Raw genomic sequence first — 21,107 nt, 5'->3', positions numbered from 1 at the left:
CAGCAGCCCAGTGAATAAGAGAGGTTAGCCGGTGCAAGGCCCCAGCGCCTGCAGGACGAACGCATAGTCCTCCCGAGCGATTGCGCCGCGTTCGGGGTCTTCGTTGGCGGTGCTTTCTTCTGGGAGTGTCGCCGGCAAGCCGCAGGCCAATCGGTACCACAATAAGGTGTCGCGTTGCGGCGGGCCGGCGGCGTCATCGACGATCTCGCCCAGCGCGACCGCCCAGCGGGGTGATTCGCCGGGGCGTCGAAGGATCGACAGCGACACCGGATCACCCGACTGGGTTCGCAAAAATATCTGGGTTTCGCCTTCGCCGGGCAGCGATCCGGGGACGTGAAAGGCGTTGCCGATGCCGGTAATCGCCGGCGCGGCATCGGGCTGGATCGCTGCTTCTGCGATATTGCGGACCAGCGAATCAGTCGCCGGCGACCACAGAAGTTGCGCCCCTTGCTCGATCAACTGCACCTGATCGGGACGGCCAGCTACGGGCCGAGCGAACATAATGACCCGCATGCCCTTTGGCCGGGGTAGCCGTCCACCTGCCTCGAGCGGCATGTCGACAAGATAACCGACCTGCGCAGCCACTGCGCCGGGGCCGCGAATCAGTGCGGCGACGTCAGCCATGACGTAAAAACGCACAAATCCATCGACGACGCCCTGTGATTCGACGCCTTTTATCCTGACAGCGCTACGGATCGTCGCATCGGCGATGATCGGTGCAGTGAGTACCAGCGGCGCGACATTTGCGTAACCCACGCTCGGCGGAATCTGCCCCGAACTGGACATTATTTGGCCGTTTTGTGCCACATTTGATGGGGTGGCAGCCGATGTGAGCATCGCGACGGCAAGGGCGTGGGCAAGCTGTAACATGGCCGAAGCGCTACCCGATCGCACGATTTTGATACAGAAATAATTCTGCCGCACGGCGACTATACGTTTGTTGCGTCCGACAAAGCGTTTGCGTCACGTCGGGGGCGGCGATAGACAAGCGTGTCCGACCGGAACGCTTGGCCGTTACGGTTCAGTCGGGTTGGCGCTTCGCCTTTTTTTGGGCGCAATGCCCAGTGTGCGTCGTCAGTCGGCGCGCGCAATTTGAGGGAGTTTCGTTGCTGAATGGCCTATGTTGACCAAAAAGCGGGCTCTGGCCGTATCGTGGCGATCGTCATCGTTGCCGCGGTGCATGCTGTGCTCGGTTATTTCCTGGTCTCCGGCCTCGCGTATCAATACGTGAAGCAGGTGAGCGAAGAGTTAAACACCTTCGACGTCCAGGAGCCGCCACCCCCGCCGCCAGAAGAAGAGCCGCCGCCCCCGCCGCCTGACACGCCGCAGGTGCAGCCACCACCCGTGGTGACTCCGCCGCCGCTGGTGCAGACCAACACACCACCGCCGTTGGTGATGCAGTCGGTCAACACTCCGCCGCCTGCGATCGTCACGACGATGCGGGCTGCGCCGCCGGTTCCGGCCGCGCCCGTGGCCCCGCCAGTCCCGGCTCCGCCGCGCGTGTCGAAAAAGGCAGGGCCGAAGGGCAACCCCGGATCGTGGTTCTCGAACGACGATTATCCGCCGGCAGCCCGCCGCGCTGAAGCCGAAGGGCGTGTTTCGGTATCGGTAACGGTGGGTGCCAATGGTCGAGTCACCGACTGTAAAGTTACGTCGTCGAGCGGAAACAAAGACCTCGACAGCACGACTTGCAGTTTGGCGATGCGCCGTGGGCGTTTCTCACCGGCACTGGATGATGCGGGTAACCCGATCGCGGCGACCTACCCACTGCCGGGCATTCGCTGGCAGCTTGAAGACTGACCCGTTTCTGTCGGCGCGTGCGGCCTTGTCGCTCGCGCCGACGTCATGACTAACGCTCTATTCGTCAGAGGAAGATTTCAGATATGCTCACCACCATCTTTGCCGCGGCTGCTTCGGCCGAAGAAAACCCTTACGGCCTGGCAGCCGCGCTGAAAGAGGGCGGCCTGATCGCTCAGGGCACTTTCGGCATCCTCGTCATCATGTCGATCGTTTCGTTCTACATCATGTTCACCAAGCTGTTCGAACAGCAGAAGATCATGAACCAGGCCAAGCGCATGCGCGCCGACTTCTGGAGGTCGAGCAACCTGAAGGAAGGCGCAGCCAAGCTTGACCAGAATTCGGCCTATCGCCAGATCGTCGACGATGGCCTGGCCGCGCAGGAGCAGCACACGAAGCTGACCGATCCGGTCGAGGCGCATGACTGGCTGCATGGTTCGCTGGCACGTTCGGAAGCTGCGATCAATTCGAAGCTGGGCGGTGGTCTCGCCTTTCTGGCGACCGTCGGTGCGACCGCACCGTTCATCGGCCTGTTCGGTACCGTTATCGGTATTTACCGCGCACTGGTGAAGATCGGTTCGTCGGGCCAGGCATCGATCGACGCGGTTGCCGGCCCAGTCGGTGAGGCACTGATCATGACCGCGCTCGGGCTGCTCGTCGCGGTGCCTGCGGTGCTTGCGTACAACTGGCTGCAGCGTCGCAACAAGGCGATCTCGGAAGACCTCAGCGCGTTCTCGAACGACGTGCTCGGCTTCCTGGCATCGAAGGGTGCGGTTCGTCCGTCGGTTGCTGCGGTTTCGGCAAGCAAGCCAGTGGCGCCTGCCACGAAGCCTGCGACGACCACCGCCGGCCAGACCGGTGGCGTGCAGACCCGCGCCTGATCGGACGACGACGTCGGTGGCTTTGGCCCCGGCGTCGCCATCCTCCCGGTTCATCAGAGCCGGACGAGTATAGACATAGGATAGCGCGCAAATGGCGATGAGCGTTGGTGGCGACTCCACCGATAAACCACTTTCGGACATCAACACGACGCCCCTGGTGGACGTCATGCTGGTGCTCCTCATCATCTTCCTGATCGCGGTTCCGGTCGCAATCCAGGCGGTTGATCTCGAATTGCCAAAGGTGGCTTACGAAGCCACCACGACCAAGCCCGAGAATATCAACCTTTCGGTCAGCGGGTCCGAGGCGGGTTGCCAAGTATATTGGAACCTGACTCAGGTCGACAGCGGCGAATTGCTGCGTCGTGGCGCCGAAAACCTTCAGGCCGTGGTCGATCGTTATGGTGACAATCTGAAGCCCGACGATATTCCCGAAGTGCATATCCGCGGCGACGTGAACACGCCGTATCGGTGCATTGGCGGCACGATCTATACCATGCAGCAGGCAGGCTATGTGAAGGTCGGCTTTATTTCAGAACCACCGGCGGGCACTGCCCGTGGCCGGGTCTGACGCTGCGTATCAGGAGTATTTGACATGGCAATGAGCGGCGGCAAAGACGACGGCGAGCCGATGATGGACCTGAACATGACGCCGTTGATCGACGTCCTGCTCGTGCTCCTCATCATGTTCATCATCACCATTCCGATCCAGACGCACGCGGTGAAGGTCGATCTTCCCCAGCCGAACAACGAGCGGAACCTGCCGGATGTTAATCCGGTGAAGAACAAGATCGTGATCGACGCGGCGGGCACGGTCAGTTGGAATGGCGAGGTGGTCAACGACGTGACGCTCTCGCAATATCTCGATCAGTCGGTTGCGCTCGTTCCCGAGCCAGAACTGCATTTCCAGCCTGAGCCGACCGCGCGGTATGAGCGGGTCGATCAGATCCTGGCGATCGTGAAGCGTGCGAACGTCACCAAACTGGGCTTCATCGGCAACGAGCAATATCGCGAGTTCTGATAGAGTCGACTTCGACGAATGATACAGGGCGGCCTTCGGGCCGCCCTTTTTTTGTGCTTCGCGCCCAAGGGGATGGCGGCAGTTCGCCACCGCAGCGACGAATTAATTTGCACTCCGCAAATGCGCATGACACAAAAGTGACATATAACAGTAATGTCACTGTCATCTAACGAAACGGAGAAATCAAATGCGTGTTTCCAAGTTGATCATTGTCGCGGCGATGCTGGGTGTCCCGGCGGCGTCGGCCGTGGCGCAGAACCGGACCGACCCCTATGGCCATGACGCGATCGAGCGCGGCCAGTTCAGCGAAGCCGAGGCGTCGCTGCGCGCACAACTGGCGCTTGAGCCGGCGAAGCCCGAATTATTGCTGAACCTTGCCGCAATTTACGCGCGGACCAACCGGCTCGATCAGGCCGAAGTAATGTATCAGCGCGTCATCGCCGGCGAAGACGTATCGCTGCTGTTGCGTCCCGATCACGCGCTAGGCGCACATGCCATCGCGCAGCGTGGTCTAGGCAAGCTAGACGTTCAGCGCACCGCAGCGCGCTGAACCGTCCATCGATCCGGGCCGCGTTCAAGCGGCCCGGTTTCGGCATCCGACCCTTGCGGTAAAAGCCTCACCCCCAGCACTTACTATTGGCACGCTCTTGAAATGGCATTCGGCCGCACGGTATTGTAGCGATGCTATATCCTTTGGCAGTTTTCATTTTAGCACTACTTTGGCAGATTGATGACTTTTGGGATTCCCTTACCGGGGTTTCGACGGTTCAGAGGGAGCCAGCTTATTGAAAGGGCTGGCGATGGACACGGATTGATCGGCCCTGGCGATCGCAAGAGCATCCAGCCGATGGCGGCGCGCGACGATGCGATCAGCTACGACCGGCTGCATCTTTCATTGGTGCCGGACTGTGGAACAGCAAGCCGCTTGAGGCAGCGCTGTGGCAGCATGCCGAGGGACTGATCGGCGGTGAGGATGCCTGGCTGATCGTCGATGATATAGCATTGGCGAAGAAGGGCATGAGTTCGGTCGGCGTTGCTCCCCAATATGCATCAGCGCTGGGCAAGGGAGCTAATAGCAACGACCGGGGATTCCGACTCACGGTGGGATTCCCAAGGCGGTGATGTTCTGATTCATATGTGGACGCCCCCTTGGCAAGGGCATTTTGCCGAGACGGGTTTGATCGGTTGCCTTCCTATGTCTGGCCTGTTTGTGCGGCATTGTTGGGTTTCGGCGCGAGATTGGGGACTACCATCCGGGTCATCTATGTTCGTCGGCTGTGTTGGCTGGCGGCGAGGTGGAGGATGACGACGGTGGAGACGACAGGACGGATGAGACGCGCGCATTGCGTGCAGAAGCAGTCGGTGCGGGAGATTGCGCGCCGACTGCACGTGTCGCGCAAGACGGTACGCAAGGCGATCGAGGCTGAGGATGCCGCATTCACCTACAAGCGAGCTGCGGATCCCAAGCCGAAGCTGGGCGGCCACGCGGCCGCGCTGTAGCAGATGCTGGCGGAGAACGAGCGCAAGCCGCGCCGCGAACGTCTGACGCTGATCAGGTTATCCGAAGTGCTGCACGGGCTCGGATTTGAGGGCGGCTATGATGCTGTTCGCCGCCATGCTCGTCGCTGGCAACGCGAGGAAGCGAGACGGACGGCGACCGCGTCCGTGCCGTTGAGGTTTGATCCTGGCGAGGCATACCAGTTCGACTGGAGCCACGCAGTGATCGTCATGGCAGGCGTGACGACGACGGTGAAGGTCGCGCATGTCGGGCTTTCCCACAGCCGGATGTTCTTCGTGGCGGCCTATCCGCGCGAGACGCAGGAGATGGTGTTCGACGCGCATGCACGAGCGTTCGCCTTCTTTGGCGGTTTTTGCAAGCCCTGTCAGAGGGCGTGTAATTCTCCGCAATAATGGGCTTCGCCGACATCCATGCCATCTCTGTGTTGCGGGGAGGCGGAGTCGATGGTCCGCCTTGGAGAACTGACGATGATCCTGGAGCTGCACCGACAGGGTGTTTCGATCACTGCGATTGCGCGGCGGACGGGGCGTGACCCGAAGACCATCCGCAAATATATCGAGCGTGGCATCGAGGCCCAGCCCTGCAGCGCCACAGCCTGGTCGGCTTGAAGATGCCGCGCGCGCTCGAGATGCTCGATGCCACGATCCGGCGGATCTAACGCGGCGAGATCGACGGCATCGAGGCGGCGCTGCGGATGGCGCGGTTGCCGATCTTCAAAACGCTGGCAGGCTTCGACTTCTCGTTCCAGCCATCGCCCGACCGGGGCCGCATTATGGCGCTCGCCGGCCTCGACTTCATCGACCGCGCCGAGGTCGTCCATCTGCTCGGCCCCCCCCCGGCACGGGCAAAAGCCATCTCGCCACCGCGCTCGCGGTCGAGGCGGTCCGCGTCGGCAAGAGCGTTTACTTCATCCCGCTCGCCGATCTGGTCGCCATCCTCGCCAAGGCCGAGCGCGAAGGCGTGCTGCGCGAGAAGATCCGGTTCCTGTGCCGGTCATCGTTGCTCGTGGTCGACGAGATCGGGTATCTTCCGGTTACGCCGGGTGGCGGCAATCTGTTCTTCCAGCTGGTCAACGCGCGATATGAAAGCGGCGCGATGATCCTCACGTCGGATCGCGGCTTTGCCGAATGGGGTGACGTGTTCGGCGATCCCGTCGTCGCCACCGCGCTGCTCGATCGGCTGCTGCACCATGCCGTCGTCGTCCAGATCGAGGGCTCCAGCTATCGCATGCGCCAGCACGCCGACCTGCTGCCCGAACACAGCAGGTCCAGCTCTCCCATCAACCCGCCGCCGACCCCGAAACGCCGCGGGCGACCACCATCAAAGGCAACCGCCGATCTCGCATACGGCTGATCACCAAAACCCAACCCGCCCCAGCCAGAACAGGGAATTTCAGGCGCTCACTTTCAGGGAAACTTGGGTGCCCGTTGACACGTGTCAACTGCACTGTAATTTTCCCCTGCACGGGCAAAGTAAAATTCCCCACTTCGCGGTTTGAGATTTCAGGAGTTTGGCATTGAGGAGCCTCCTTCTTTGGGTGATCTTCCACGGTGCCTGCCTTCGTGGCTGATCCTGCGCTCGAGCTTGAGAACTGCGCCGAACGCGGTCAGCACGGGCGGCCCGGACGGTCGCGGCGCCATCTGGGCGCTGGCGGTCAGCGGGAGGATCGAAAGCAGGGCAATCGCCGTGATGGAGCGCGTCATGACCGTCCCTTGATCGCATTGGCTGGCAACGGTGCAGCGCGATACAAGCAAGCAGCTGGCACTGCTCCCGGCGATTTGTCGTTTTCAGGTATGGGTGCGCGGCGCGTAGGCGTGACCTTTGACTCAATCGATGAACGCGGCATCGGTTCCGGGCGGGGCGCCTACATGCTGCTCTAAATCGACGGCAGCCCATCGGCGGATGCCGGTGGGCCGGAATCGGCGGCGAAGGCATTGTCGCGCCAGCGCACCGATCCAAAGGGGCGTTCCAGCAGGCGGCGAACCCGCAGCGACGCCTCGCTGCGATGGAACAGGCGGGCTTCGTCGAACAGGCTGCGTTCGTCGGCGGTGCTGCGGCTTCGCTGGCGCAGATATTCGTTCCAGGTGGCGCAGTGAAAGCGTTCGATCCAGCATTCCGGATCGGCAATGTCGCGCGCGATCGACCAGTCATAGGCGCCGGTGCGCAGCCGTGCCGCGCGCAGCTTGCGCATCCGATCGTAAAAGGCGCGGGCCTCGTCGACGTCCACCCGATATTCGATCTCGATGATGATCGGCCCACTGCGTCCGCTGAGCGCCAGCCGGACCTCGGGGTCCTGAAGCTCGATCGTATCGCGATTGGCGGCGGTCACATCGGGCACGCGCCACACTTGCCGCAGCAGCAGCGTGGCGGCTAGCAGCGCGGCAGAGGTCAGCAGCGCCGACGAGGTGCCGAGATGCTCGGCAATGCTGCCCCAGATCCAGCTTCCCACCGCGACGCCGCCTGCGATCGCGGTCTGATAGGCGGCCAGCGCCCTGCCGGCCACCCAGCGCGGGACCGACATCTGCACGGTCACGTTGAGCGAAGTGAGCGCCGTCATCCAACATGCCCCGGCGATCAGCAGCGCGAGGATGGTCGCCACCAATATATGGCTCAGGCCGATCGCCGCGATGCACAGCGCCAGCAAAAGGCTGGACAGCGACAGCGCCGCCTCGCCCGAAAGCGCGTTGCGGATTCGGGGAAGGGCAATCGCACCCAGCACCGAACCGATGCCGAACGCGCCCAGCAATATGCCATAGGTCTGCGCCTGGCCCGCGATCAGATCGCGCGTCACCAGCGGCAACAGCGACGAGATCGCGCTGCCGGGAATGCCGATCGCGGCGGTGCGCAGGATAACCGCACGGATTGCCGGCGAGTGGATGGCATAGCGGACGCCCGAGCTGACGGCGCGGTCGATCCGTTCGGGGGGCAGGCGCGTAGGCAGCGGCGTCCGGCGCCACAGGATCATCGCGATGAACAGCGGCACATAGCAGAGCGTGTTGACGGCAAAGGCAAGCGAAGTGCCCGCCGCCGCGACGATCAGCCCGCCGATCGCAGGCCCGATACTGCGCGCCACGTTAAAGCTGATCGAATTGAGCGCCACCGCCGAGGGCAGGTCTTCCGAAGGGACTTGTTCGGCGACGGCGGCCTGCCAGCTTGGGCTGAACAATGCCATGCCGGTGCCGACCAGGAAGCAGAAGCCGAGCAGCAACCACGGCGTGGCAAGTCCCGCAAAGGCCGCCGCCGCAAGCCCGGCGCCCGCCACCAGCGATATCACCAGCGCCGTCAGCGCCACCTTGCGGCGATCATACATGTCGGCGATGGCACCTGCGGGCAGCGCGAACAACATCATCGGCAACATCAGCGCGGTCTGCACCAGCGCCACCAGTTCGGCGCGAGGGGACAGCAGCGTCATGTTCCAGGCGGCACCCACCGACAGGATCATGAAGCCCAGGTTGGACAACAGGCTTGCGGTCCAGATGCGCCGGAACAGCGGCAGCCGGAGCGGTGCCAACAGGCTGCCTGTCCCGGATCCGCGCGCGCGTTGGTTCATTGCCAAGATTCGGGCCGGTGCATCGTCTATCTCCCCGTCTGAAGCGCGCGGGTCTGTCGATAGTGGCGTGGCAGTGCCTGGGCAACCACCAGCGCTACGATGCCTGCAGCCAGCGCTACCAGCGCAGAGGATTGCTGGACGCGCATTTCATCCTGGTACACCAGGTCGGTTATCAGGCCCACCAGCGTCGGCCCCAACCCCAGCCCGACCAGGCTCGCCACTAGCATATAGAGCGCCACCATCTGCCCGCGCAGCCGGTTGGGCGCGATTTCCTGAAGCGCCGGCAGGCCGCTGGTCGACGCCATGCCCAGGCTGAGGCCCGACACTGCCAGCGCCGCGATGGTCAGCGCGGTGGAGGTCGCGAAATAATAGACGGTCATCGCCACCAACTCGACCGGGATCAGGAACAGCGGCAGCAGGATGCGCCCATCCCCCGGTCGCCGCTTGCACAACATGTCCGATATGACGCCGGATAGGGCATAGGCGCTTGCCGAACAGAACAGGATAACGGCGGCATAGGTGCCGCCAGCCGCTTTGGGCGACATGCCATGGACGCGCATCAGCACCGTGGGTGCCCAGGACGTGACGGCATAGCCCATCACGAAAATACAGGCATAGAGCATATAGGTGAACCCGAAAGTCGCCCGATGCTCGCCCAGATAGCGGAACAGCCGCCCGGCGCTATCATCACCAGGGAGGTGGACATGGCTGGAGCTTCGGCGTGGCGGTTCGGCCAGGGTCAGCACCAGCAGCGCGACGATCAGACCCGGCGCGCCTGCGACCAGGAACAATATCTGCCAGGGCTGCCACGCCGAATCCGGGCCAAGCGCCCATGTGCCCGATGCGAGGCTGGTCAGCAGCAGCCCTCCGCCGAACAACGCGACCGATGTTCCCAGCGGCGCGCCCAATTGCATGAACGCGATCGCTTTGCCGCGATGCTCTGCGCGAAAGGCGTCGGCCAGCAGCGAGACCGCCGCCGGGGCGATGCAGGCCTCGCCCAGCCCCACGCACATCCGCGCGGCGAACAACTGGCCGAAGCTGGTGCAGAAGCCGCACCCAATCGTGGCGATGCTCCACACCGCCACGCCCAACGCGATAAGCCGGCGGCGATCGGTACGGTCCGCAATCCGCCCGATCGGCAGCCCGGCGAGCGCATAGACGGACGCGAAGGCAATACCCTGCAACAGGCTGACTTGCAGGTCGCTCAATCCCATGCTGGCCTTGAGCGCGGGGACGAGGAGGCCGATGATCTGCCGGTCAATAAAGGCGAACAACCACCCGAGGAACAGCACGCCGACGATATAGGTTGATCGGCCCCTGCCGGGATACGGACTCTCGGCATTCTGCATGCATCGGTTCCTTTGCGGTGCCGCGCTGCCGGGCGGGAGAATTGGACTCACGCGGTTTCGTGGCGGGTGGGTTCGGGGAAAGTGTCCGCCGGGGCCGGGGCCTGGCTTCGCGCCCAATCGACAATCCGCCGCCACAACAGGGCGCGGGTGTCGGCGAAATTATGCATGTGCGCCATGCGCGGGACCACCAGCAGCGTTATGTCGTTGCTGTGGGGAAAGGCCGTTGCCTCCAGCCGCACGTCCGCGCTGACGTCCCGCTCGCCAAAGGCCAGCAGGACCGGCACGGTGACCTTGGCAGCATCGTCGCGCAACGCTCCCGGCGCGCGCATCACGCGCACGATCGGCATGGTTGCGCTGCCCCAGGGCGGGGTGATCCGGCGCGGGTTGAAGCCGGTTGCCAGATCGGCGTCGCGCAGCGCCTGCGGTTCGGTGCCCCAATGAAAGGCATAGGCATAATCGACGATCGCCCCGGCGGCTTCGTCGGAAATCTGCTGATCGGCGGGGGTGTCGCGCGTGTATGCCAAAGTGGCGGTGCGCGTTGCGGCAAATTGCGCGCGGCTCGGCTGGGGGAGCTGGGTATGGATGGCGCTTTTGCCCAGCACGATGATCGCGTCGAAGCTGGCGTGGCGGCCTTGCATCAGGATCGTCAGCCCGCCGCCCAGCGACTGGCCCACCCCCACGACGAACACCGTGTCCGGCACCGCCAGCGCGTCTTCCAGCGTGCCCGCCAGAAGCCGTTCCATCACCGTGCGGACGAACAGATCGCCCGTTTCGGCAAGGATTTCGACGGTAAGATCCGCCAGCCGATCGACGCTGCTCTGGCCGACGCCCAATGGGTCAAAGGCAATCAACACGATGCCTTGGCGAATATGATGTTCGGCCTGGCTATAGCCCGACAGCCCATCGAAGCGGATGTCATAGTAGCCCTGCGAATAGCCGCCACCGGGCGCGGCGAACATCACGATTTGCGGCGACATCGACACGGTTTCGGGCGCGAACAGCGTTCCGGCGATATGCTGCGGCGAACCGCCGCCGAATATCTCTGTCACATCAATGCGCAGGGGAATGCGTTTCATCTGTTCGGCCCGTTCGAGCAGTAGGATCAGAACCGGACGCTGATATCGGCGCCCCACATCCGGGGAGGGCTCGGTACGATCGAGCAGATCCCGGACAGGCAGGTGCCGCCATTGCTGTAGAATGCGTTCGTCAGGTTCGTGACGAACAGGCCCAGCGAGACGGGCGAGTCCAGAAAATGGCTCCAGTCCGCCCGCAGATTCACGATCGTGCTGGCGGGTTGTGGCCAATCGCCTTTCAGGGCGGGGAAGCGATTGTCGGTTACGAATGCGCTCGTCCAAGTCACGTCGGCCCGCAGGTTCATCTCGCTCCTGCCCGAAAGCGGAATGGCATAGTCGATCGATCCGCCTGCTACCCATGGGCTGATCGGATTGGGCGCCGTCTCGTGCGACAGATCGTTGACACCGTCGGAATACTCGTCGAATTTGAACGCGGTATAGGATGCAAAGGCGTTGATGGTCAGCGCGTTGGTGGGGCGAACCAGCATTTCGAACTCGCCGCCCTGATAATGGGCGCGACCGGCATTGTTGATGAAGCCGGTCAGCGGGATTGTCGTTGGATCCTGCACGGGCACCTGCATGTCCGTCACATTGGCGCGATACAGTGCCAGGTTCGTGCGAACCGGGCGTCCCGCCAGCCGCCATTCGGACTTCACGCCCGTTTCATAACTGACGACATATTCCGGATCAAAGGCGAACAGGCTGGCACGGTTGGCGCGGGGAAAGAAGCTGCCCGAGCGATAGCCGCGCGAAACCGAGGCATAGACCAGCGTATCGTCGACCAGCTTGTAATCGATCGCGCCTGTCCAGGTCAGTGCATCCCAATGCCGGTCGCCGACAAGCTCGCACTGATCGACCGGAAGGCGCGTGGCGCTGCTGCCGGCAAAGAGGTTGCAGGTGGCCGCGCCGGTGATGACATTGGTGCTGATATCGGTGCGCCGGGCATATTTCTCGTCCCGGTTGTAGCGTAGCCCGGCGGTGAGGTTCAGCCGACGGGTCAGCGCCAGCGTGGTCTGCGCATAGAGGCCGACGGCCTTGAGCTGCATATAGCCCAGCCCCTGGTTCAGCGCGGTGGAAGTGCCGCTGCCGATGCCGTTGAACGACCAATTGCTCTCGGTGCCCTGGTTCTGGAGATAGAAGACGCCTGCCGAATAGCTGAGGTCACCGCCCAGCGCCTTGCCGGTGAGGTTGAGTTCCTCGCTGAATGTGTCCACCCCGTCGGGGCTCTGGGTGATCGCCATGTTGCCGGGGCCGGACGCGCCAACGGCCGAAGCGGCGTTCCACGAAGACTGATAGGTCGATCGCGTATAGCGGCGAAAGGCAAGGATGTTCTTCAGCGTCAGATTGTCGCCGATATCGACTTCGAACCGATGGTTGAGCCCCCATAGCTGCATCGTGAACGTCTGATTGATGTCGTCGGGCTGGCAGATTTGCTGGAACGGCGTTGCCGATCCGGGCGCACACGCCGAAGCGCGCAGCAAGTCCCTGGGACTTTCGGTGCCCGTCTCGCTGACGAAGTTCCAGGTTCCGCGCGCGCGCTGTTCCGCCAGCAGGCGCTGGCTGGCCGCTACGCCGCCCAGCAGGTTGCCGCTGCCGCCAGCAAGGAAATCCACGAGAATGATGGCTGAGGGTGCCGTTGCCGATTCCACATAGTCGACCGTCAGATAGCTTCGGACCGAACCGCTGGGTTCCCATGTCAGCGATCCGCGCAGCGCCTCGCTGTTGATGTTGTTCCACCGATCGCCGGTGAGCTGGTTCGTCATGTATCCGTCGCGGTCGCGGTGTTCGCCAGCCACGCGGATCGCCAGTGTCTGCGTAAGCGGGACGTTCAGCACGCCCTGAAACCGCTTCATGCCATAATTGCCGAGCGAAACGATCGCCGATCCGGAAAGGCGATCGGTGCTTGCCATATTGGGCGCGACGACCAGCGCACCTGCGGTCGAGTTGCGGCCGAACAACGTGCCCTGCGGACCTTTCAGGATCTGGACGTCGGAGATGTCGAACATCTGGTCCCCCACGCCGATCGGCTGGGGGATGACGGCCTGATTATAGACGATCGAGGCCGAGTTCTCGAAGAACATATGGCCTTCCTTCTGGCGGATGCCACGGATGCCGATCGTCAGAAGCTGGGGATTGGTGGAAGCCCCGGCGATGATGACGCTCGGCACCTGACGCGCCAACTGGATGAGATCGGTGACCCCCATCTTGACGAGATCGTCGCCGCTCAGCGTGGTGATGGAAATCGGCACGTCCTGCTGGCTTTCCGCCCGGCGGCGCGCGGTAACGACAATTTCGTCCAGCGAATCCGCCGTTTGTGCGGAGGGCGGCTCCTGCACTGTCTCAGATGGTGCCTGCTGTGCCTGCGCGAGTCCGGGTAGCATTGGGAATGCCGTGGCGGACGCAAGCAGGATTTTGCCGAATCTCGACATGTCCTCTCCCCTTTTTTATCGACTTTTGTTTTGCTGTTTCTGGCAGTGGCCGGGCGCGGAATATTTGGAAAAGCGTTCGCGCACGGAGAATGTAAGTCAGGCTCGACTATGCTTGCGGCTACGTCTTCGCGCATTCTCTGCGCGACGTCTCGTCTCTACGCTCCTGTGCAGTTATTCCGGCCAATTAAAGCTGTTGAACTAAGGTAGCTTTGTGCTTCCTAGGTAACAGCGTTAGCGATGTCAAGTCGCGTGCCCAATGGTTCCTGGGCGCTGCTTTAACCGTGTGCAGCGCAACTCACCTCTGGCGCGGGGACAGGCCGATAGTAAGTATGTCCACCATGTTCGCCGCAATATCTTCGGCGGAGGCGCCCTCGCCGGGGCGGTGCCAGCGCGCGATCCAGTTCAGGGCACCGGCCAGGGTAAAGGCGGTCAGACGAATGTCGGCGGCGATGATCGAGCCGTCCTTTACGCCATCGGCGATCAGTTCGCGCATCGCCAGATCGATCTCACGCTTCAGCATCCTGAAGCGGTGGGCGTTGCTTGGGGACATTTGTTCGTCGCCGGTGCGGATCACGCATCGCCCGAAATCATCCATCGCGATTGCGGCATAGCGGCGCAGAAAGCTGCGCAGCCGGTCCAGTCCCGTTCCCGCCTCCAGCCGGGCACGGTCCGCCGCCGCGCGCAACTGCTCTACCCCGCAGGTGACGCATTCGATCAGCACCTGCTCTTTGTTGCCCAGATAATGGTAGATGGTGGGCTTGCTCACCCCAAGGCTGGCGGCGACATCCTCCAGCGCCGTTGCGTGGAACCCGTTCTCGTTGAACCGTCGCACCGCTGCCAGAAGCAGGGCCTGGCGCTTTTCCTCACGATCGGCAAGGCGCTCCTCCGCCGTGCGAAAAGGCGATACCATGCTGCCCAAATCCTTCTTGCCGTAATGATTGACGCGATGCGCAGCCTGCGCAATATACCCGCCAGTAGATATCCGACTCCTGGGTTTTAACAATCCCCGGAGCGCTAACAAGAGCCGTCCCCTGATCGGGCCTGACGGACGCAGCACAGGAGCAGAACCATGCCGGTAGCCGATCCCGTCGTTATCGCCAGCTATGCCCGCACGCCGATGGGCGGCTTCATGGGTGAGCTGGCGCCGCTAAAGGCCACGGAACTGGGTGCCACCGCCGTCAAAGCGGCGGTCGCGCGCGCGGGTGCGGCACCCGATCTGGTCGAATCGATCGTGATGGGCTGCGTCCTGTCAGCCGGGCTGGGCCAGGCGCCCGCGCGGCAGGCGGCGCTGGGCGCGGGGCTTCCGCTTCATGTCGAGGCAACGACGATCAACAAGATGTGCGGATCGGGCATGCAGGCCGCGATCCTGGCGCATGACGCGCTTGCGGCGGGCAGTGCCGATGTGATCATCGCGGGCGGCATGGAAAGCATGTCCAACGCGCCTTATGCCATGCTCAAGCATCGGGGCGGTGCCCGCATCGGTCATGATCGCGTGTTCGATACGATGATGCTCGATGGCCTGGAAGACGCCTATATGCCCGGCAAGCCGATGGGCTTTTTCGCGGAAGAGGCCGTGCGGCTCTATGGCTTCACGCGCGAGGCGCAGGACGCCTTTGCACTGCGGTCGCTGGAGCGGGCGCGGGCCGCGATTGCAAGCGGCGCATTCGTCGATGAAATCGTGCCTGTCGAGGTGCCGGGCCGCGCGGGCAGCGTCACGATCGCGATCGACGAGCAGCCCGGCAAGGCGCGCCCGGAAAAGATTCCCGCGCTGAAACCAGCCTTTGTCGAGGATGGGACGATCACTGCGGCGAACGCATCCTCGATTTCGGATGGCGCGGCGGCGCTGGTGATGACGCGCGAAAGCGTGGCGCGCGCGCGCGGCATGACGGTGTGCGCACGGGTGATCGGCCATGCGGCCCATGCCCATGAACCCGGCATGTTCACCACCGCGCCCGTACCCGCGCTGCGCAAGCTGATGGCGCGGATCGGCTGGACGGTGGAGGATGTCGACCTGTTCGAAGTGAACGAAGCCTTTGCGGTGGTGGCGATGATCGCGGCGCGCGAGATCGGCATCCCGGATGCGAAGCTGAACGTAAATGGCGGTGCCTGTGCGCTGGGTCATCCGATCGGGGCGTCCGGCGCGCGAATTCTGGCGACCCTGCTGGCCGCGCTGAAGGCGCGCGGGCTGAAGCGCGGCATGGCGAGCCTGTGCATCGGCGGCGGCGAGGCGACCGCCATGGCCGTCGAGCTGGTCTGAGCGCGGCTCATGGCCTTGCCAGCGCTGTTCGATCGGCTGCGCCTGCCGGTGATCGCATCGCCGATGTTCATCATTTCGGTTCCCGAACTGGTGATCGCACAATGTATTTCGGGGATTGTCGGTGCGTTTCCAGCGCTTAACGCGCGGCCGCAGAGCCAGCTTGACGAGTGGCTCCACCAGATCACCGAAGCGCTCGCCGCCTGGGATCGCGATCATCCCGATACGCCGTCCGCGCCCTATGCGGTCAACCAGATCGTTCACCGTTCCAACCCCAGGCTGGACGAGGATGTCGCGACCTGTGCCAAATGGAAGGTGCCAATCGTCATCACCTCGCTGGGCGCGCGGCCTGAACTGAACGTTGCCGTGCAGGGCTGGGGCGGCATTACGCTGCACGACGTGATCGACGATGGTTTCGCGCACAAGGCCATTGAGAAGGGAGCCGACGGCCTGATCCTGGTGGCGGCGGGTGCCGGTGGCCATGCCGGGCGGCTGAGCCCATTCGCGCTGGTGCAGGAAGTGCGCCAATGGTTTGACGGGCCGGTTGCGCTATCCGGCGCGATCGCCGCGGGCAGCTCGATCCTTGCCGCGCAGGCAATGGGCGCCGATCTCGCTTATATCGGATCCCCGTTCATCGCGACGACCGAGGCGAATGCGGCGGCGGCGTATAAACAGGCGATCGTCGATGGGCGCGCGGCGGACATCGTATATTCCAGCCTCTTCACCGGCGTTCACGGCAATTACCTGCGCCAATCCATCCGCGCCGCCGGGCTCGATCCCGAAAATCTGCCGGAAGGCGACGCCAGCGCGATGGATTTCGGCAAGGCGTGGAAGGATATCTGGGGGTCGGGGCAGGGCATCGGCGTGGTCGATGCCGTCGAACCGGCTGCAGCGCGCATTGAACGCCTTGCCCGTGAATATGCGGCGGCGCGCGCGCGATTGCTGAATCACGAACCATAGGGCGCATCCCGGCGCAGGGGGAAGGGCGCCAGGAGATCGCCGGGATTGCGAAAAGGAAATGGGATGACCGAAAACCCTGTGCTGCTCACGCGCGACGGCGATGTCGCCATCGTCACGTTGAACCGACCGGATCGGCTGAACGCCATGTCGGGCGCGTTGCTCAGCGGCGCGCTGGCCGCCGTGAACGAAGCCGCCAGAGATGCGCGCGCGCTGGTGCTTACCGGGGCGGGGCGGGCCTTTTGTAGTGGGGCGGACTTGCAGGGCGATGCCCTGGTCAATGCCGCCGGCGACGCCGGGCAGGTCGTTGAGGCCGGGCTCAATCCATTGCTGGAGCGGCTTGCGGGATTGCCGATTCCGGTGATTGTCGCCGTCAACGGCGCGGCTGCGGGGGCGGGCGCGGGGCTTGCGCTGGCGGGCGACCTGACGCTGATGGCACGATCGGCCTATTTCCTGCTGGCCTTTGCCAAGGTGGGGCTGGTGCCCGATGCCGGGTTGAGCTTTCACCTTCCCCGCCTGATCGGCCGCCAGCGCGCCATGGCGCTCATGCTGCTGGCGGAGCGGCTGCCCGCCGAGACGGCGGCGCAATGGGGCCTGGTGCACCGGATGGTGGAGGATGCGGCGCTGCTCGACGAAGCGCTGATCCTGGCCCGGCAATTGGCCGCCGGGCCGACCCGCGCCTATGCCCTTATCCGCGAAACCATGCGGCGCTCGCTCGACGCGACCTTCACCGAAGCATTGCGCTTCGAACGCGAAGGCCAGCGCGCCGCCGGGCTGACCGAGGATTTCGCCGAAGGCGTCGCCGCCTTCACCGAAAAACGCAAACCCGCTTTTCGGGGGCGCTGAACCCGGACGGACGACGCATTCCGCAAGAGGGAGAGAAACACCGTGGCCGAAGCATATATCGTCGAAGCGATCCGCACTGCGGGCGGCAGGCGCAACGGCCGGCTGTCCGGCATCCACGCCAATGACCTGGGCGGGCTGATCCTGAGCGGTGTCGTGGCACGCACGGGGATCGATCCGCGCGCGATCGACGATGTCATCATGGGCTGTGTCACCCAGGCGGGGGAACAGTCGGCGCATATCGCGCGCAATGCCGTCCTGGCCTCCACCCTGCCGGTGAGCGTTCCGGCGGTGTCGATCGATCGCCAGTGCGGCAGTTCGCAACAGGCGCTGCACTTCGCCGCTCAGGCGGTGATGTCCGGCACGCAGGACGTGGTGATCGCCAGCGGCGTGGAAAGCATGAGCCGCGTGCCGATGGGCAGCGCGACGCTGGCCGAAACCGGGGCGGCCCCCTTTTCCGTCAAGGTGCTCGAACGGTTTGGCGTCCCCGGCTTCAGCCAGTTTCACGGCGCGGAAGCGATTGCGCAGAAGCATGGCTTCACCCGTGAGCAGCTCGACGCCTTCGCGCTCAACAGCCATCGCCGCGCCGCCGCCGCCGCTGCGGCTGGCGCGTTCGACCGCGAGATCGAGCCGGTCGAGACGATCACCGCCGACGGCACCCCGATCACCCACCGTGCCGATGAAGGCGTGCGCGCCGATGCCAGCATGGAAGCGCTTGCCGGGCTGAAGACGCTGATGCCCGGCGGCGCCGTCACCGCCGGCAATGCCAGCCAGATCTGCGACGGCGCATCGGCGGTGATGGTGGTTTCCGAACAGGCGCTGAAGGATCATGGCCTGACCCCGCTGGCGCGGATCGTGGGGCTTACCGTCACCGCTGGCGATCCCGTAATTATGCTCGAAGAGCCGCTTTATGCGACCCTGCGGGCGCTGGCGCGGGCAGGGCTCAAGATCGACGACATCGATCTTTATGAGGTCAACGAAGCCTTTGCCTCGGTCCCGCTGGCCTGGCTGAAACATGTCGGTGCCGATCCGGCGCGGATGAACGTGCAGGGCGGCGCAATCGCGCTGGGGCACCCGCTGGGCGCCAGCGGCACCAAGCTGATGGCGACGCTGGTCCATGCCCTGCGCGTACGCGGCGCGAAATACGGGCTGCAGACGATGTGCGAAGGCGGCGGCATCGCCAATGTGACGATTATCGAGGCGCTGTAGCGCGACGAAATGCGGGCCGTGCCTGTGGCGCTGGCCGATCAACGACAGAGCAATGCAGGAGGGCCGCAGGATGGGCGACACAGGGCAGTTTTCGATCGAGAACGGGATCGGCATCATCATGATCGATTCGCCGCCGGTGAACGCCCTGGGCCATGCCGTGCGGCAGGCGCTGGCGGCGGGATTTGACGGTTTCGCGGCGGACGACGCGGTCCGGGCGATCGTGGTGCTGTGCGCAGGGCGCACCTTCTTCGCCGGGGCGGACATCACCGAATTCGGCAAGCCCTTTGCGCAACCGGACTTTGACGCGCTGTTTTCGCGTATCGACGCCAGTGCCAAGCCGGTGGTGGCGGCGCTGCACGGCACCGCGCTGGGCGGCGGTTTCGAACTGGCGCTGGCCTGTCACTATCGCGTCGCGGTAGCCTCGGCACGGGTTGGGCTGCCGGAGGTCCATCTGGGGCTGTTGCCCGGCGCAGGCGGCACCCAGCGCCTGCCGCGCATCGTCGGCGCCGATAGCGCGCTGGATCTGATGACATCGGGGCGGGCGATTCCCGCCGCCCAGGCCCATGCGCTGGGCCTGATCGATGCGATCGTCGCCGAAGGCGAATTACGCGCCGGCGCGATTGCGTTCGCGCAGGATCTGGTCGCGGCGGGGAAGCCGCTGGTCTGTGCCCGTGACCGCGAGGACAAGCTGGCGGCCGACCGGCAGCGCCCGGACCTGTTCGACACGTTCCGCCAGAAGAATGCCCGCGCCTTTCGCGGATTTCGCGCGCCCGAAAGCATCGTGTGCGCAGTCGAAGCGGCGGTTACCTTGCCGTTCGAAGAGGGGCTGGCGCGCGAGCGGACGTTGTTCGAGGCATTGATGGCCTCCACCGAATCGGCGGCGCAGCGCCACATGTTCTTTGCGGAGCGCGAAGCGTCGAAAATTCCCGACATTCCCAAATCGGTGCCGACGCTGCCCATCGCCTCTGTCGGGGTGATCGGCGCGGGCACGATGGGCGGCGGCATCGCGATGTGCTTCCTCAACATCGGAATCCCCGTCACCCTGGTCGAACTGCGGCAGGAGGCGCTGGATCGCGGCATCGCCGTCATTCGCCGCAACTATGAAGGGTCCGCGAAGAAGGGCCGCATGACGGCGGAACAGGTGGAGCAACGCATGGCGCTGCTCACCCCCGCCTTGTCGCTCGATGCGCTGGCGCGCGCCGATCTGGTGATCGAGGCGGTGTTCGAGAGCATGGCCGTGAAGCAGGATATTTTCGGCACGCTGGACCGGCTGTGCAAGCCGGGCGCGATCCTGGCATCGAACACGTCCTTCCTGGATCTCAACACCATTGCGGCGGCAACCACGCGCCCCGAATGGGTGGTGGGAATGCATTTCTTCTCGCCCGCCAATGTGATGCGGCTGCTGGAAGTGGTGCGCGGCGCCCATACGGCCGCCGATGTGGTGGCGACGGCGATGGAATTGGGGCGCCGGATCGGCAAGGTGAGCGTGCTGGCGGGCGTGTGCCATGGCTTTATCGCCAATCGGCTGATGGAGCCCTATATGAAGCGCGGCGACCTGCTGGCAATGGCCGGGCCAAGTCCGGCGGAAATCGACAAGGCGCTGTTCGATTATGGTTTCGCGATGGGGCCGTTCCAGATGGTGGATCTGGTCGGGCTGGACGTGATCGGCCGTGACAATGCGGAGCGGACGCTGAGCGGCGATCTGGTGGCGCTGGGCCGGTTGGGCCAGAAAAGCGGCGGCGGCTTTTACGATTATGACGAAAACCGCCGTGCCGTGCCGTCGCCGGTTGCCGCGCAGGTCATTGCCGAACTGGGCCGGGCAAAGGATATTGCGCCGGCTGGCCCGCTGACTGCCGACGCGATTGTCGCGCGGCTGCTCTATCCGGTGGTGAATGCGGGCGCCCGCATCCTGGAGGAGGGCATCGCCCTGCGCGCGTCCGACATCGATGTGGCCGCGATCCTGGGCTATAACTGGCCGGTCTATACCGGCGGGCCGATGTTCTGGGCGGACACGATCGGCCTGGAAACGCTGGTGGAGGGGCTGCGTACGATGGGGATCGAGCCTGCCCCGCTGCTGGTGCGGACGGCACAGGCGGGCGGGCGGCTGAGCGCGCTCTGATCGGCTATTTACGGGCTCCGATATACAAGTTAGACAGGTTGCAAATCGGTTGCCAACGAATGCTGGCGGGCGTGCATTTTCGATGCCGCAGAAACCGAACAGGATGCAG

The 21,107-nt window shown here is 64.1% G+C and carries 19 protein-coding genes and 3 pseudogenes; 15 read left to right on the top strand and 7 right to left on the bottom strand.

Annotated elements, in window-relative coordinates; translation table 11 throughout:
• Positions 1–24: 24 nt before the first annotated feature.
• Positions 25–756 (bottom strand): hypothetical protein, encoded by a 732-nt coding sequence (locus QU44_RS09425; RefSeq protein ID WP_231621686.1) that lies wholly within the window; start codon positions 754–756, stop codon positions 25–27.
• Between the two features lie 357 nt (positions 757–1,113).
• Here QU44_RS09425 and QU44_RS09420 point away from each other — a divergent pair, with 357 nt between their 5' ends.
• The 10 genes and pseudogenes from QU44_RS09420 (at position 1,114) to istB (ending at position 6,568) form a co-directional block, all read left to right on the top strand.
• On the top strand, positions 1,114–1,800 hold the full coding sequence (locus QU44_RS09420; protein WP_033921768.1) for an energy transducer TonB: 687 nt from the start codon (positions 1,114–1,116) through the stop codon (positions 1,798–1,800).
• Between the two features lie 83 nt (positions 1,801–1,883).
• Entirely contained in the window at positions 1,884–2,678 is a 795-nt protein-coding gene (locus QU44_RS09415; protein ID WP_033921767.1) for a MotA/TolQ/ExbB proton channel family protein, read from the top strand.
• A gap of 91 nt (positions 2,679–2,769) precedes the next feature.
• Positions 2,770–3,246, top strand: coding sequence for an ExbD/TolR family protein (locus QU44_RS09410; RefSeq protein WP_033921765.1), 477 nt, complete (start codon positions 2,770–2,772; stop codon positions 3,244–3,246).
• Between the two features lie 24 nt (positions 3,247–3,270).
• Positions 3,271–3,696 carry an ExbD/TolR family protein gene (locus tag QU44_RS09405; protein WP_033921763.1) on the top strand — a complete coding sequence of 142 codons (426 nt, stop codon included), beginning with the start codon at positions 3,271–3,273 and terminating at the stop codon, positions 3,694–3,696.
• A gap of 187 nt (positions 3,697–3,883) precedes the next feature.
• Positions 3,884–4,246: a tetratricopeptide repeat protein gene (locus tag QU44_RS09400; protein WP_033921762.1), complete on the top strand. Its 363-nt coding sequence runs from the start codon at positions 3,884–3,886 to the stop codon at positions 4,244–4,246.
• Between the two features lie 258 nt (positions 4,247–4,504).
• Positions 4,505–4,770: pseudogene (locus tag QU44_RS17780) on the top strand (transposase); the annotation flags it as partial.
• 228 nt (positions 4,771–4,998) lie between these two features.
• Positions 4,999–5,196, top strand: coding sequence for an HTH domain-containing protein (locus QU44_RS18970; RefSeq protein WP_156141060.1), 198 nt, complete (start codon positions 4,999–5,001; stop codon positions 5,194–5,196).
• A gap of 3 nt (positions 5,197–5,199) precedes the next feature.
• Positions 5,200–5,607, top strand: a complete 408-nt coding sequence (locus tag QU44_RS18965) for a hypothetical protein (protein WP_052134578.1) — start codon at positions 5,200–5,202, stop codon at positions 5,605–5,607.
• A 51-nt stretch (positions 5,608–5,658) separates the two neighbouring features.
• Positions 5,659–5,790 (top strand): annotated as a pseudogene (locus QU44_RS17775) (helix-turn-helix domain-containing protein); the annotation flags it as partial.
• Positions 5,766–6,568: pseudogene (istB, locus tag QU44_RS17185) on the top strand (IS21-like element helper ATPase IstB). The pseudogenes QU44_RS17775 and istB, both read left to right, overlap by 25 nt.
• 149 nt (positions 6,569–6,717) lie before the next feature.
• On the opposite strand, the gene QU44_RS18215 reads toward istB, so the two are convergent.
• From QU44_RS18215 to QU44_RS09355, 6 genes are all read right to left on the bottom strand, one after another.
• Entirely contained in the window at positions 6,718–6,918 is a 201-nt protein-coding gene (locus tag QU44_RS18215; protein WP_156141058.1) for a hypothetical protein, read from the bottom strand.
• A 173-nt stretch (positions 6,919–7,091) separates the two neighbouring features.
• Complete coding sequence (locus QU44_RS09375) at positions 7,092–8,726, bottom strand: MFS transporter (protein ID WP_331377450.1); 1,635 nt, start codon at positions 8,724–8,726, stop codon at positions 7,092–7,094.
• A 65-nt stretch (positions 8,727–8,791) separates the two neighbouring features.
• Complete coding sequence (locus QU44_RS09370) at positions 8,792–10,114, bottom strand: MFS transporter (protein ID WP_052134574.1); 1,323 nt, start codon at positions 10,112–10,114, stop codon at positions 8,792–8,794.
• A 47-nt stretch (positions 10,115–10,161) separates the two neighbouring features.
• On the bottom strand, positions 10,162–11,190 hold the full coding sequence (locus QU44_RS09365; RefSeq protein ID WP_156141056.1) for an alpha/beta hydrolase: 1,029 nt from the start codon (positions 11,188–11,190) through the stop codon (positions 10,162–10,164).
• A gap of 26 nt (positions 11,191–11,216) precedes the next feature.
• On the bottom strand, positions 11,217–13,568 hold the full coding sequence (locus QU44_RS09360; RefSeq protein WP_197054282.1) for a TonB-dependent receptor: 2,352 nt from the start codon (positions 13,566–13,568) through the stop codon (positions 11,217–11,219).
• Between the two features lie 343 nt (positions 13,569–13,911).
• The gene (locus QU44_RS09355) at positions 13,912–14,526 is read right to left on the bottom strand and encodes a TetR/AcrR family transcriptional regulator (protein WP_033921757.1); all 615 of its coding nucleotides are present in this window, start codon (positions 14,524–14,526) and stop codon (positions 13,912–13,914) included.
• A 159-nt stretch (positions 14,527–14,685) separates the two neighbouring features.
• Between QU44_RS09355 and QU44_RS09350 the strand changes: the two genes are divergently transcribed.
• The 5 genes from QU44_RS09350 (at position 14,686) to QU44_RS09330 (ending at position 20,998) form a co-directional block, all read left to right on the top strand.
• Positions 14,686–15,873 carry an acetyl-CoA C-acyltransferase gene (locus QU44_RS09350; RefSeq protein ID WP_033921755.1) on the top strand — a complete coding sequence of 396 codons (1,188 nt, stop codon included), beginning with the start codon at positions 14,686–14,688 and terminating at the stop codon, positions 15,871–15,873.
• Between the two features lie 9 nt (positions 15,874–15,882).
• Positions 15,883–16,830 (top strand): NAD(P)H-dependent flavin oxidoreductase, encoded by a 948-nt coding sequence (locus tag QU44_RS09345; RefSeq protein ID WP_033921754.1) that lies wholly within the window; start codon positions 15,883–15,885, stop codon positions 16,828–16,830.
• Between the two features lie 63 nt (positions 16,831–16,893).
• Positions 16,894–17,673 (top strand): enoyl-CoA hydratase-related protein, encoded by a 780-nt coding sequence (locus QU44_RS09340; RefSeq protein WP_033921753.1) that lies wholly within the window; start codon positions 16,894–16,896, stop codon positions 17,671–17,673.
• Between the two features lie 42 nt (positions 17,674–17,715).
• Positions 17,716–18,879 (top strand): acetyl-CoA C-acetyltransferase, encoded by a 1,164-nt coding sequence (locus tag QU44_RS09335; protein WP_033921752.1) that lies wholly within the window; start codon positions 17,716–17,718, stop codon positions 18,877–18,879.
• Positions 18,880–18,949: 70 nt separating this feature from the next.
• Positions 18,950–20,998, top strand: a complete 2,049-nt coding sequence (locus QU44_RS09330) for a 3-hydroxyacyl-CoA dehydrogenase NAD-binding domain-containing protein (protein ID WP_033921750.1) — start codon at positions 18,950–18,952, stop codon at positions 20,996–20,998.
• Positions 20,999–21,107 lie beyond the last annotated feature (109 nt).

The sequence above is a fragment of the Sphingomonas sp. 37zxx genome, assembly GCF_000786205.1.
Lineage (GTDB): Bacteria > Pseudomonadota > Alphaproteobacteria > Sphingomonadales > Sphingomonadaceae > Sphingomonas.
Note: the sequence above shows the minus strand (reverse complement) of the source record. Positions and strands in the feature narration are given on the sequence as shown.

Bases quoted from the DNA above. Each gene is read 5' to 3' on its own strand.
- QU44_RS09420 (WP_033921768.1), top strand. From the start codon at position 1,114: ATGGCCTATGTTGACCAAAAAGCGGGCTCTGGCCGTATCGTGGCGATC.
- QU44_RS09415 (WP_033921767.1), top strand. From the start codon at position 1,884: ATGCTCACCACCATCTTTGCCGCGGCTGCTTCGGCCGAAGAAAACCCT.
- QU44_RS09410 (WP_033921765.1), top strand. From the start codon at position 2,770: ATGGCGATGAGCGTTGGTGGCGACTCCACCGATAAACCACTTTCGGAC.
- QU44_RS09405 (WP_033921763.1), top strand. From the start codon at position 3,271: ATGGCAATGAGCGGCGGCAAAGACGACGGCGAGCCGATGATGGACCTG.
- QU44_RS09400 (WP_033921762.1), top strand. From the start codon at position 3,884: ATGCGTGTTTCCAAGTTGATCATTGTCGCGGCGATGCTGGGTGTCCCG.
- QU44_RS18970 (WP_156141060.1), top strand. From the start codon at position 4,999: ATGACGACGGTGGAGACGACAGGACGGATGAGACGCGCGCATTGCGTG.
- QU44_RS18965 (WP_052134578.1), top strand. From the start codon at position 5,200: ATGCTGGCGGAGAACGAGCGCAAGCCGCGCCGCGAACGTCTGACGCTG.
- QU44_RS18215 (WP_156141058.1), bottom strand. From the start codon at position 6,918: ATGACGCGCTCCATCACGGCGATTGCCCTGCTTTCGATCCTCCCGCTG.
- QU44_RS09370 (WP_052134574.1), bottom strand. From the start codon at position 10,114: ATGCAGAATGCCGAGAGTCCGTATCCCGGCAGGGGCCGATCAACCTAT.
- QU44_RS09365 (WP_156141056.1), bottom strand. From the start codon at position 11,190: ATGAAACGCATTCCCCTGCGCATTGATGTGACAGAGATATTCGGCGGC.
- QU44_RS09360 (WP_197054282.1), bottom strand. From the start codon at position 13,568: ATGCTACCCGGACTCGCGCAGGCACAGCAGGCACCATCTGAGACAGTG.
- QU44_RS09355 (WP_033921757.1), bottom strand. From the start codon at position 14,526: ATGGTATCGCCTTTTCGCACGGCGGAGGAGCGCCTTGCCGATCGTGAG.
- QU44_RS09350 (WP_033921755.1), top strand. From the start codon at position 14,686: ATGCCGGTAGCCGATCCCGTCGTTATCGCCAGCTATGCCCGCACGCCG.
- QU44_RS09345 (WP_033921754.1), top strand. From the start codon at position 15,883: ATGGCCTTGCCAGCGCTGTTCGATCGGCTGCGCCTGCCGGTGATCGCA.
- QU44_RS09340 (WP_033921753.1), top strand. From the start codon at position 16,894: ATGACCGAAAACCCTGTGCTGCTCACGCGCGACGGCGATGTCGCCATC.
- QU44_RS09330 (WP_033921750.1), top strand. From the start codon at position 18,950: ATGGGCGACACAGGGCAGTTTTCGATCGAGAACGGGATCGGCATCATC.